We start from the raw sequence: 11,933 nt of genomic DNA on the forward strand, positions 1-11,933 counted from the left end.
AGCCGATCACGGGGCGGCTGCCGCGTCCCATTGCCTTTGCACCTCCCGCTCCGCGGGCGTGGCGATCAGGCCGGACGGGGCGAACCGTTTGGACGGCACCGGTTCTTCCTCGGAAAGCGGCCTGCCGCCGCCGCGAATCACCTTGAGCGCGACGACGACTCCGGCCGCGAACACGACGACGACGACCAGCGCGAAGAGGATCGACAGGGTCCCCTGGATGAAGGTGTTCCTGATGACGTCATCGAGCTGATGGGCATTCTTGGCCGAACCGAACGCGGTCTTGCCCGCGTGTTTCGCCGCCAGGTACTGCGCGTGCTGGGTCCAGTAGCCCACGGCGGGGTCCCCGGAGAAGATCTTCTGCCACGACGCGGTCATCGTGACGGCCAGGTCCCACAGCAGCGGCACGCCGGGGATCCACGCCCACCTCAGCAGCCCCTTCTTGATGACGACGACCGTGACGACGGTCAGTGCGATCGCCGCGAGGAGCTGGTTGGCGATACCGAAGAGCGGGAACAGCGTGTTGATCCCGCCCAGCGGGTCGGTCACGCCCATCAGCAGGGTGCCGCCCCACGCGGCGACCACGGCCAGGCTGCAGATCCATACGCCGGGGCGCCAGCTCGGGTTGCGCAGCCGGGCCAGCGGGCCGCCCAGGTTGCCCAGCGTGTCGGAGAGCATGAAGCGGTTGACCCGGGTTCCCGCGTCGACCGTCGTCAGGATGAACAGCGCCTCGAACATGATCGCGAAGTGATACCAGAACGCCTTGAGCCCGGTGCCGCCGAAGACCCGCTGCAGCACCTCGGACATCCCCAGCGCCAGCGTCGGTGCGCCGCCGGTGCGCGACACGATGGACTTCTCGCCGACGCTGCGGGCGGCCTGGCCGATCTGGTCGGCGGTGGCCCGCGGACCGGACAGGCCGAGCCGGTTGACGTAGTCCGCGGCGGTGGCCGCCGTGCCGCCGGTCTGGGCCGCCGGCGCGTTCACTGCGAAGTACAAGTGCTGGTTGAGGATCGACGCGGTGATCAGCGCCATGACGGCGACGAACGACTCGGTGATCATGCCGCCGTAGCCGATCAGCCGCATCTGGCCTTCCTTCTCCAGCAGCTTCGGCGTCGTCCCGGACGAGATCAGCGAGTGGAACCCCGACAGCGCGCCGCACGCGATGGTGATGAACAGGAACGGGAACAGCGAACCGGCGAACACCGGGCCGTTCCCCCTGGTGGCGAACTGCGAAACCGCGGGAGCTTGCATCTCCGGCCGCGCGAGGAAGACGCCGAGGGCGATCAGCGCGACGGCGCCGACCTTCATGAACGTCGAGAGATAATCGCGCGGCGCGAGCAGCAACCACACCGGCAGCACCGACGCGGCGAACCCATAGATGATGAGGCACCAGCACAGCGTCACCGGTGACAGGGTGAACCACGATGCGCCCCAGGTTGTTTCGGCGACCCAGCTGCCGGACGCCACCGCGAGCAGGAGCAGCGCGAAGCCGATGACCGATACCTCCGACACCCGTCCGGGGCGCAGGAAGCGCAGGTAGCAGCCCATGAACAGGGCGATGGGGATGGTCATGGCGATGGAGAAGACGCCCCACGGGCTTTCGGCCAGGGCCTTCACCACGATCAGCGCCAGCACCGCGATCAGGATCACCATGATGACGAGGGATCCGAGGAGGGCGGCCGCCCCGCCCGCGGCGCCCAGTTCGTCGCGGGCCATCTGGCCGAGCGAACGGCCCCGGCGCCGGGTGGAGATCCACAGCACCAGGTAGTCCTGCACGCACCCGCCGAACACCGCGCCGACGACGATCCAGATGGCGCCCGGCAGGTAGCCCATCTGGGTGGCCAGCACAGGACCGACCAGCGGCCCGGCCCCGGCGATGGCGGCGAAATGATGGCCGAACAGCACGCGCCGGTCGGTTGGCACGTAGTCGGTGCCATCGTCGAGGACCTCGGCCGGGCTGGCGTGGTCGTCGCGGGGCCGGACGATCTTCATCTCGACCAACCGGGCATAGAACCGGTAGGCGATGATGTACGTGCAGATCGCCGCGACGACGAACCAGACGGCGTTGACCGTCTCGCCGCGAGCGAACGCGATGATCGCCCAGGCGACGGCGCCGACGAGCGCGATCACGGCGAAGACGATCTTGTGCCGGGTGGTGATTGGGGACCGGTCGATGATGGCGACCGGCGGCAGGTGTTCGTGGGTGCGGATGTAGCTGACGTCTTTGTCGTGTTCTTGAACGGCCACGGCGGAAACCCTACGCGCGCAAGGCTGACAATGGGTGTTTGCGAAGGCGATTCAGTACAGGGCGCGCACCGCGTCGATGGTGTCGGCCTCCGCCGGGCCCTTGTCGTCGCGGTAGCGCACCACCCGGGCGAACCGCAGCGCGAGCCCGCCGGGGTAGCGCGACGACTTCTGCACGCCGTCCAGGGCGATCTCGACCACCTGCTCGGGCCGCAGCCGGACCACGTAACCGTCCGTGCCGCCGACGGCCAGCTCGCTGAACCGGGCGGTCTGCCAGTCCAGCATGGCGTCGGTCATGCCCTTGAACGTCTTTCCCACCATCACGAATTCGCCGCTCGCAGGGTCGCGCGCGCCCAGGTGGATGTTGGACAGCTTGCCGCGCCGGCGCCCCGACCCCCATTCCACGGCGAGCACCACCAGGTCCAGCGTGTGCACCGGCTTGACCTTGAGCCAGCCCGCCCCGCGCCGGCCCGCGAGGTACGGCGCGCGCGGCGCCTTGGCCATCACGCCCTCGTGGCCGGCGGCCAGCGTGGCGTCCAGGAAGCGCGCGGCCTCCGACGGGTCCGACGTCGTCAGCCGGTCGACCCGCTGGTCGGGCGGCACCAGCGCATCCAGGGCGGCGAGCCGGTCGGTGGTGGGCGCGTCCAGCAGGTCGGTGCCGTCGCGGTGCAGGATATCGAAGAAGAACACCGAAAGCCGTTGCGCCGCAACAGCGGCCGCCACGTCGACGGACCGGCCGAACCGCGAGGCGGTGACCTGGAAGCGGTGCGGGCGGTTGTCGGGCCGCAGCGCGATCGCCTCGGCGTCGGCGATGAGGTCGGTGGCAGGCAGTGCCAGCGTCGCCTCGACGACCTCCGGGAGCCGGGCCGTGACGTCGTCGAGGCTGCGGGTGTACACCGTGACCCGATCGCCCGCCCGGTGGATCTGCACGCGCGCGCCATCCAGCTTCGCCTCGAAAATCGTTGTGCCGTTGTGCCGTTCGATGGCGTCGGCCACGCCGGTCGCGGTCTGGGCCAGCATCGGGCTGACCGGGCGGCCGACCCGCAGGGTGAAGGCGCCCAGGGCCGCGGGTTCGCCGGACAGGGCTGCCACAGCGACGGCCGGCAGATCCCCGCCCAGCATCGCGGCGCGCTGCACCGACGCGACGGGGATTCCGGCGGCCTTGGCGACGGCGTCGGCCATGATCCCGGCCAGCGCCCCCTGGCGCAGCTCGCCGCCGAGCAGCCGCACCAGGAAGGCCTGCTCGGTTTCGGTCGCCGCGGCGAACAACGCGTGCAGCATTTCGGCCCGCCGCGCCTGTGACCCCTTGCCCGCGACCGCCCCGATCTGACAGAACGTGGCGTCGACTGCCGTGACGGTCAGCGTCGGGTCGGCCGCCGGCCGCGGCCGCTCGCGCAACGACGCCCAGCCGACTCCGATCTGGCGTTGGCGCAGCTCACCGGAGAGCCACGACACGACGACCGCCACCGCCTGCGGGTCGGCGGGCAACTCTTCGGCGGTGCGGCGCAGCAGGTCGGCGATGTGGGCGACCTTGGTCAGCCGCGACGACGTGCCGCCGACGGTAAGCGACGTGCTTGCCACGTCGAGGAGGAGCACGTCGCTCAGCTTGGCATGGCTCGCCGACAACCCGGCCGGGCGGACACGCTAGCGTGTCCGCTTAACGTTACAAATTTCGAGAATTCTGACAACCCTGGAGAAGGAGGCCCGGATGGAGATCAACGGGAAGAAGGTCGTCGTCGTCGGCGGCGCGTCGGGGATGGGTCGCGCCAGCGCCGAATTGCTGCACGAACGCGGCGCGGACGTCGCGATCCTGGACCGCGAGGGCTCCGACGGCAAGACCGTCGCCGAGGCCGTCGGCGGTTCATTCTACCCGGTCGACGTCACCGACTTCACCGGCACCGAGGAGGCGCTGCAGGCCGCGGTCGACAAGCTCGGCGGCCTGCACGTCGTGATCACCACCGCCGGCGGCGGCATCGCCAAGCGGACGATGACCAAGTCCGGTCCGCACGACCTGGAGTCCTTCCAGTCGGTCATCGATCTCAACCTCATCGCCACCTTCAACATCAGCCGGCTGGCGGCCGCCCATATGGCCAAGAACGAGCCGGAGGACGAAGAGCGCGGCGTCATCATCAACACGGCGTCGATCGCGGCCTTCGAGGGTCAGATCGGCCAGGTCGCCTACACCGCCGCCAAGGCCGGCATCGCGGGCATGTGCCTGACGATGGCGCGCGACCTCGGTTCGCTGGGCATCCGCGTGCTGGCGATCGCGCCCAGCCTGTTCGCCACCGGGCTGACCCAGGGCATCCCGGACGAATTCGCCGCGGCGCTCACCAAGGACGCCGCCTTCCCGAAACGCCTGGGCCGGCCCGAGGAGTACGCCAAGCTGGTGGCGGCCATCGTGGACAACCCGATGCTCAACGGTCAGTGCCTGCGGCTGGACGCCGGGCAGCGGTTCGCGCCGAAGTAGGCACCCCCACCCGGGCCGCCGCGGGGATTAAGTACACTCTTTACCCAGCCGCCCCGCTTCCCCTCGGAGCGGGGCAGGCCACCATCCCGGCAGCGGCGCGAGGAGGCCCCTCATGGGTATCGCACTGACCGACGACCACCGCGAACTCGCCGAGGTGGCCCGCGCGTTCCTGACCGCGCAGAAGGCGCGGTGGGCGGCCCGGTCCCTGCTCGACGCCGCCGAAGAATCCCGGCCCCCGTTCTGGCAGAACCTGGTGGAGCTCGGCTGGCTCGGCCTGCACATCGGCGAGGAACACGGCGGCTCGGGCTATGGGCTGCCCGAACTCGTGGTGGTCGTCGAGGAACTCGGCCGCGCGGTGGCGCCCGGACCGTTCGTGCCGACCGTCATCGCGTCGGCGGTGATCGCCAAAGACGGCACGCCCGAGCAGAAGTCGCGGCTGCTGCCCGGGCTGATCGACGGCACCGTCACCGCAGGAATCGGCCTGGGCGGCCGCGTGCGCGTCACCGACGGCACCGCGGCCGGCGAGGCCGGCATCGTCCTGGGGGCCGGGCTTGCCGAGCTGCTGGTGGTCGCCGCCGGCGACGACCTGCTGGTGCTGGAGCGCGGCCGGTCCGGTGTCTCGGTCGACGTACCCGACAACCTCGACCCGACCCGGCGCTCCGGGCGCGTCCGCCTGGACAACGTGAGCATCGGCGCCGACGACGTCGTGGCGGGGGCGCGGGAGTCGGCGCTGGCCCGCGCCCGCACCCTGCTGGCCGCAGAGGCCGTGGGCGGGGCGACGGACTGCGTGGAGTCCGCCGTCGCCTACGCCAAGGTGCGCCAGCAATTCGGCCGCACCATCGCGACTTTCCAAGCCGTGAAGCATCATTGCGCGAACATGCTGGTGGCCTCGGAGTCGGCGACCGCCGCGGTGTGGGACGCGTCGCGCGCGGCGGGGGAGGATTCCTCCGAGGATGAAGCCCAGTTTCGCCTCGTCGCCGCGGTGGCCGCGGCGCTGGCGTTCCCGGCGTATGCTCGCAATGCCGAACTCAACATCCAGGTGCACGGCGGCATCGGCTTCACCTGGGAGCACGACGCGCACCTGCACCTGCGCCGGGCGCTGGTGACCACGGCGCTGTTCGGCGGCGACGCCCCGGCCGCCGACGCCTTCGAGCGCACCGCGGCCGGCGCCGTGCGGGAGAACAGCCTGGACCTGCCGCCCGAGGCCGAAGAGCTGCGCACCCGGATCCACGCCGACGCCGCCGAGATCGCCGCGCTGGACAAGCAGGCACAGCGCGACAAGCTGATCGAGACCGGCTACGTGATGCCGCACTGGCCCAAGCCGTGGGGCCGCGCGGCCGACCCGGTGGAGCAGCTGGTGATCGAGGAAGAGTTCCGGGCCGCCGGCATCAAGCGGCCCGACTACGGGATCACCGGATGGGTCATCTTGACCCTGATCCAGCACGGAACGCCTTGGCAGATCGAGAGATTCGTCGAGAAGGCTTTGCGTAAGGACGAGATCTGGTGTCAGCTGTTCTCCGAGCCGGACGCCGGATCGGACGCGGCGTCGATCAAGACCCGCGCCACCCGGGTCGACGGCGGCTGGAAGATCAACGGGCAGAAGGTGTGGACCAGCGGGGCGCACTATTGCGCGCGGGGGCTGGCCACCGTACGCACCGACCCGGAGGCGCCCAAGCATGCCGGCATCACCACGGTGATCGTCGACATGAAGGCGCCCGAGGTCGAGGTGCGCCCGCTGCGGCAGATCACCGGCGGCTCGGATTTCAACGAGGTGTTCTTCAACGACCTGTTCGTGCCCGACGAGGACGTCGTCGGCGAGCCCAACACCGGGTGGACGGTCGCCCGCGCCACCCTCGGCAACGAACGCGTCAGCATCGGCGGCAGCGGGTCGTTCTACGAGGGCCTGGCGGACATGCTGATCGAACTCGTCAAGCAGCGCCCGGATCAGTTGGCGGGCGCCAAGATTCGTGTCGGGAACTACCTGGCCGACGACCACGCGCTGCGGCTGCTGAACCTGCGCCGCGTCGCACGCAGCGTCGAAGGCGCGGGCCCGGGACCCGAGGGCAACGTCACCAAACTCAAGCTGGCCGAGCACATGGTCGACGGGGCCGCGATCGCGGCGGCCCTGCTGGGTCCCGAGGTCGCGCTCGGTGACGGCCAGGGCGCGCTGGCGGCCCGCATGATCATGGGTGCGCGCGGCATGTCGATCGCCGGCGGCACCTCGGAGGTCACCCGCAATCAGATCGCCGAACGGATCCTCGGCATGCCGCGCGACCCGCTGATCAACTAGGCCGGTTCCCCCGGCGAGCAGACGCAAAAGCCCCCATTTCGGCGCGAAATGAGGGGCTTTTGCGTCTGCTCGCGCTAAGTGGCGGGGGCGAATTGGGGCGCGCCGCCGCTGCCCTTCTCGGGCCGGATCGCGACGGGCATCCCGCACGTCACCGAATCCGGTTCACAGCCAACGATATTGGCCGCCACCCGCAACCCGCTCTGTTCGGCGAGTTCGACGATGGCGATCACGTAGGGCGTCGGGATGTCCGGGTTGTACGGGTGGTGGTTCACAGTGTAGGTGAACACCGTGCCGCGGCCGGACACCGGCCGCGCCACCAGCGGCCCGCCGCAGTCGCGGCATTCGCCGGTCGCCGGGTGCACCCAGCGCGCACACTGCTCGCAGTGCTCGATCAGCAGCTGGCCTGACACGCCAAATACAGTACACTCTATTGATTCGGCGCGGGTGGCGGCTCACGGGAACGGGCGGTGCGTATGGCGTATTTCGAAAAGGACGCGATCCTGTCCGGCATCGGCATCTCGCGCATCGGCCGCCGCACCGGCATTCCCGGCTTCGAGCTGACCATGGAGGCGGTGCGCGCCGCCATCGCCGACGCCGGCCTGGCGCCCGCGGACATCGACGGGATCGCGACGCTCGGCGACACGCCGGCGTCGGACGTGAACGCCGAATTGCGGATCGAAGCGGCCGACTGCGGCGCCGGCTTCGGAACCGGCGGCCTGCTGAGCCCGGTGATGTCGGCGTGCCGCGCGGTCGCCGAGCGGCGCGCCCGCCACGTGGTCGTCTACCGGACGATCCAGATGCTCGGCGGCACGGTGCCGGTCAAGCGGGAGGAGAACGCGCCCGCCCAGCCGCTGGCGCGCATGTTCGAAACGCCCGAGGGCGCGCCGCGGCCGGCCGTCGGCGCGATGGACGACGTCAACGATCTCGTTGCGGCCCATGCCTATTCGGCGGCGAACTGGCTGGCGCTGAACTGCCGCCGCCACATGGAGCTGTACGGAACCACCAAGGAACAGCTGGGCTGGCTGGCGCTCAACGGCAGGCGCAACGCCGGGCTGAATCCCCTTGCGGTGTACCGGGAACCGATGACCATGGCCGACTACCTGGGTGCGCGCCCGGTGTCCACGCCGTTCGGGCTGCTGGACTGCGATGTGCCGATCGACGGCTCGATCGCGGTGGTGGTGTCGCACGGGGAGTACGCCCGCGACTGCCCGCACCGCGCGGTGGCGGTGGAGGCGATCGGCGGATCCGACGGCGCCGGCGGCTGGTTCCACCGCGCCGACTACCCCAAGATGGCCATGTCGGACGCGACCGCGCAGATGTGGTCGCGCACGCAGCTGACGCCGGCCGACCTCGACGTCGCCCAGTTGTACGACGGTTTCACGTTTCTCACCCTCGCCTGGCTGGAAGCCCTCGGGGTGTGCGGCGACGGCGAGGGCGGGCCGTTCGTCGAGGGCGGCGCGCGGATCGCCCGCGACGGCCGGTTGCCGCTGAACACCTACGGCGGCCAACTCTCGGCCGGGCGCATGCACGGCTACTGGGCCTTGCACGAGGGCTGCCTGCAGCTGCGCGGCGAGGCGGGGGAGCGCCAGGTGCCGAAACGCCCGGAGGTCGGGGTGGTTTCCGTGGGCGGCGGGCCGGTCGCCGGATGCATGCTGCTCACATGTTGAGATAGCCTGTGGCACAGCACGATTCCGGTCCCGCGGACAAACTGGCCGCACAGATTGCCCGCGACATCGAGGCGGACATCGTCCGCCGCGGCTGGACGGTCGGTGAGTCGCTGGGCTCGGAGCAGTCTCTGCAACAGCGCTACGGCGTGAGCCGATCCGTGCTGCGGGAGGCGGTGCGCCTCGTCGAACACCACCGGGTTGCCCGGATGCGCCGCGGGCCGGGCGGCGGGCTGCTGATCTGTGAGCCGGATGCCGGCCCCGCCACCCGCGCCGTCGTGATCTACCTCGAGTACGCGGGCACCACCCTGGTCGACCTGCTCAACGCGCGCCTGGTGCTCGAGCCGCTGGCGGCCTCGGTGGCCGCGGAGCGGATCGACGAGGCCGGCATCGAGCGCCTGCGAGCGGTGCTGCGCGCCGAGCAGCAGTGGCGGCCGGGTCTGCCGGCGCCCCGGGACGAGTTCCACATCGCGCTGGCCGGGCAATCCAAGAACCCGGTGCTGGAACTGTTCATCGACATCCTGATCAGGCTCACCACCCGATACGCGCTGCAGTCGCGGACCGACTCGGAAACGGAGGCGATCGAGGCGGTCGACCACATGCACAAGCGCCACGCCGAGATCGTCGCCGCCGTCACCGCCGGCGACGCGGCGCGCGCAAAGTCGCTGTCCGAGCGGCACGTCGAGGCGGTGACCGCTTGGCTGCAGCAGCATCACCCCGGCGGCAAGGGCCGACCGCGCCCGACCCGCCGCCGGCCGCTCGACGGCGAGGCGCCCCACGGCAAGCTCGCCGAGATGCTGGCGGCGACGATCGGCGACGAGATCGCCGACGGCGGCTGGCGGCCCGGTTCGGTGTTCGGGACCGAGACGGTCCTGCTGGATCGCTACCGGGTGAGCCGCGCGGTATTCCGGGAAGCGGTGCGGCTGCTCGAATATCACTCCGTGGCGCAGATGCGCCGCGGACCCGGCGGCGGCCTGATCGTCGGCCGCCCCCGGGCGCAGGCCAGCATCGACACCATCGCCCTGTACCTGCAGTACCGCAAGCCCACCCGCGAAGACCTGCGCAGCGTGCGCGACGCCATCGAGATCGACAACGTCGCCAGAGTCGTCAAGCGGCGCGCCGAACCCGGCGTGGCGGCCTTCTTGACCGCTTTCGACACCAGCGCGCGGGACGTCGCCGCCGAGGTCGGGTTTCACCTCGGGCTGGCGCAGCTCGCCGGCAATGCGCTGCTCGACCTGTTCCTCCGGATCATCATCGAGCTGTTTCACCGGCACTGGTCCAGCACCGGGCAGGCGGAGCCGACCCCGGCCGACGTGGCCGCCGTCGAGCACGCTCACGCGCGGATTCTGCAGGCGATCAAGGCCGGCGACGACAGCCTCGCCCGCTACCGCACCCGGCGTCATCTGGACGCCGCCGCGTCGTGGTGGCTGTAACGGGGCGTCCGCGCGGGTGTGATCCGTTCGTTTGCATAGCGAAGGTCCCAATCGGGTATGGGGAGGTGGAAATGTAGGCGGCCGGTCCAGCAGGGGGTTGGCGTAGTGATCGATAGCGACAGGGCTGGAATGCGGGGGGGCTTGAGGGGAACCGAAACCGGCCGTTCGGGTTTCATCCATTCCGCGCTTCTTTACCGCTCCGAGCGGGAGTATCTGGATTTCGTTTCTCGCTTCGTCGTCGACGGGCTGACGGCCGACGAAGCGGTCCTGGTGGCGGTGCCCGGCGACAAGCTGGCCTCATTGCGGGACGCCTTGTCCGGATCGTTCGCCGGCGAATTGCGCATGCTGGACATCGCCGAGGTGGGCCGCAATCCGAGCCGCTTCATGGCCTTGGAGGGCTCCTTCGTCGACGAACACCCCGATCGGCGGGTGCGGATCGTGAACCAAATCGCCTGGCCCGGGCGCAGCGACAACGAATTCGTCGCCTGCACAGAGCACGAGGCGCTGGTCAACGAGGCGCTCGACGGCTACCCGGCGACGAAGTTGTGCCTCTACGACGCAAGCCGGCTCGATGACGACCTGCTGGCGGACTCCCGCGCGACCCACCCCTATCTGTGGAACGGCGGTGCCCTGCAGCCCAGCGCCGACTACGCGCCGCATGACGTCCTGGAACGCTGCAACCGGCCGCTGACCGCCCACCCGGGGGCCGTCACGTACATGGTCAAGAAGTCCGCGGACCTCAGCCCGGCCCGGTCGTTCGCGGTGAACTACGCCGGCTGGGTGGGAATGTCCCGGGACGGGATCGACGATCTGCAACTGATCGCCACCGAGCTGGCCACCAACAGCTTGATGTACACCGACGGCGCGTGCCGACTGGCCTTCTGGCGCCAGGACGACCATCTCGTCTGTGAGGCGCGCGACACCGGCCGGCTCGACGACCCGTTGGTCGGGCGCCTGGACCCGGGCCCGAGCGCCCCCGCCAGCCGCGGGCTGTTCCTGGTGAACGCCATATCCGACCTGGTGCGCACGCACACCACGTCCGCCGGGACGACGATTCAGGCCTACCTCCGGTTCGAGCAGGCGCAGGGGCCGAACGGCTGAGCGGACGGCGGAACCGCTTGCCCGGCAAGGGTTTCCCGCGCCGCGCGAAATGAATTTGCATCGCCGGCATGGGGCGTCTATCGTCGCGCCCGTGCGTCTTGTCAAACGTGCCGTAGTAGCCAGCACCCGCAGCGGGGTCTGATCCCAGACCGACCCCCCGCTGTGGGTCGGAAGCTACTACCGTCGGTCGCCCCCGCTGACCAGAGAAGACCGACGCGATGTCCATCACCCTTCCGGATCTCAACCCGGCCGAACCCACGGCGCCCGAGGGCGCCGGCGGATGGTTCGGCCGCCACTTCGGCGCCCCGCTGCCGCGCGGTCTGCGGGAGCAGGCCGACGCCGTGTCCTGGGAAAGCTTCGTCGCCACCTACGGCCACACCGCCGGCCCGGTGCGGCTCGGGGACTTCGCGTGCACCGACGACGAGCGGCCCGCCGGGCGGCTCGGGCCGCAGGCCCGCAACTATCGGGCCGTCATTGCCGTCGGCGATCAGCTCAGCACCTCGACGGCCGCCGCCGGCGGGCCGATCGCCGCTTTGACCACGATGCTGCACGAGCGCGGCATCGTGGTGGAGACGCTGAGGTTTCACCAGCTGCGGGCCGGCGGTATCACCGCCACCTTCATCCAGGGCGGCAACGGAATTCGCGCCGAATGGGCGATGGGCCTCTCCGAGGATCCGACCCGGTCGGCGTTGCGCGCGGTGATCGCGTGCGCCAACCGGCTGCTGGCGTGACGCTGT

General features: G+C 70.5%; 9 protein-coding genes. 6 read left to right on the forward strand and 3 right to left on the reverse strand.

Annotated features, from left to right (window positions below; genetic code table 11):
• Window positions 1-6: 6 nt before the first annotated feature.
• Both A5705_RS05985 and A5705_RS05990 read right to left on the reverse strand, forming a co-directional pair.
• Window positions 7-2,244 carry a carbon starvation CstA family protein gene (locus tag A5705_RS05985; protein WP_068276163.1) on the reverse strand — a complete coding sequence of 746 codons (2,238 nt, stop codon included), beginning with the start codon at window positions 2,242-2,244 and terminating at the stop codon, window positions 7-9.
• 51 nt (window positions 2,245-2,295) lie between these two features.
• Window positions 2,296-3,837 (reverse strand): ATP-dependent DNA ligase, encoded by a 1,542-nt coding sequence (locus A5705_RS05990; protein ID WP_068276466.1) that lies wholly within the window; start codon window positions 3,835-3,837, stop codon window positions 2,296-2,298.
• Window positions 3,838-3,949: 112 nt separating this feature from the next.
• Between A5705_RS05990 and A5705_RS05995 the strand changes: the two genes are divergently transcribed.
• Both A5705_RS05995 and A5705_RS06000 read left to right on the forward strand, forming a co-directional pair.
• Complete coding sequence (locus A5705_RS05995; protein ID WP_067879868.1) at window positions 3,950-4,708, forward strand: SDR family NAD(P)-dependent oxidoreductase; 759 nt, start codon at window positions 3,950-3,952, stop codon at window positions 4,706-4,708.
• 112 nt (window positions 4,709-4,820) lie between these two features.
• Window positions 4,821-6,998, forward strand: coding sequence for an acyl-CoA dehydrogenase (locus A5705_RS06000; RefSeq protein WP_068276166.1), 2,178 nt, complete (start codon window positions 4,821-4,823; stop codon window positions 6,996-6,998).
• 74 nt (window positions 6,999-7,072) lie between these two features.
• Here the strand turns inward: A5705_RS06000 and A5705_RS06005 are convergent, their stop codons facing one another.
• The gene (locus A5705_RS06005; RefSeq protein WP_067879874.1) at window positions 7,073-7,408 is read right to left on the reverse strand and encodes a Zn-ribbon domain-containing OB-fold protein; all 336 of its coding nucleotides are present in this window, start codon (window positions 7,406-7,408) and stop codon (window positions 7,073-7,075) included.
• A 63-nt stretch (window positions 7,409-7,471) separates the two neighbouring features.
• Between A5705_RS06005 and A5705_RS06010 the strand changes: the two genes are divergently transcribed.
• The 4 genes from A5705_RS06010 to A5705_RS06025 all read left to right on the forward strand — a co-directional run bounded on the left by A5705_RS06010 (window position 7,472) and on the right by A5705_RS06025 (window position 11,927).
• Window positions 7,472-8,665 carry a thiolase family protein gene (locus tag A5705_RS06010; protein ID WP_068276169.1) on the forward strand — a complete coding sequence of 398 codons (1,194 nt, stop codon included), beginning with the start codon at window positions 7,472-7,474 and terminating at the stop codon, window positions 8,663-8,665.
• Between the two features lie 8 nt (window positions 8,666-8,673).
• Window positions 8,674-10,095, forward strand: coding sequence for a FadR/GntR family transcriptional regulator (locus A5705_RS06015; protein WP_068276172.1), 1,422 nt, complete (start codon window positions 8,674-8,676; stop codon window positions 10,093-10,095).
• Window positions 10,096-10,224: 129 nt separating this feature from the next.
• Window positions 10,225-11,196, forward strand: a complete 972-nt coding sequence (locus A5705_RS06020) for an anti-sigma factor RsbA family regulatory protein (protein WP_156738396.1) — start codon at window positions 10,225-10,227, stop codon at window positions 11,194-11,196.
• A 224-nt stretch (window positions 11,197-11,420) separates the two neighbouring features.
• Window positions 11,421-11,927 carry a homocitrate synthase gene (locus tag A5705_RS06025; protein WP_082956337.1) on the forward strand — a complete coding sequence of 169 codons (507 nt, stop codon included), beginning with the start codon at window positions 11,421-11,423 and terminating at the stop codon, window positions 11,925-11,927.
• Window positions 11,928-11,933 lie beyond the last annotated feature (6 nt).

It is taken from the genome of Mycobacterium sp. E787, assembly GCF_001668725.1.
Lineage (GTDB): Bacteria > Actinomycetota > Actinomycetes > Mycobacteriales > Mycobacteriaceae > Mycobacterium.

Bases quoted from the DNA above. Each gene is read 5' to 3' on its own strand.
- A5705_RS05995 (WP_067879868.1), top strand. From the start codon at position 3,950: ATGGAGATCAACGGGAAGAAGGTCGTCGTCGTCGGCGGCGCGTCGGGG.
- A5705_RS06020 (WP_156738396.1), top strand. From the start codon at position 10,225: ATGCGGGGGGGCTTGAGGGGAACCGAAACCGGCCGTTCGGGTTTCATC.
- A5705_RS06010 (WP_068276169.1), top strand. From the start codon at position 7,472: ATGGCGTATTTCGAAAAGGACGCGATCCTGTCCGGCATCGGCATCTCG.
- A5705_RS06000 (WP_068276166.1), top strand. From the start codon at position 4,821: ATGGGTATCGCACTGACCGACGACCACCGCGAACTCGCCGAGGTGGCC.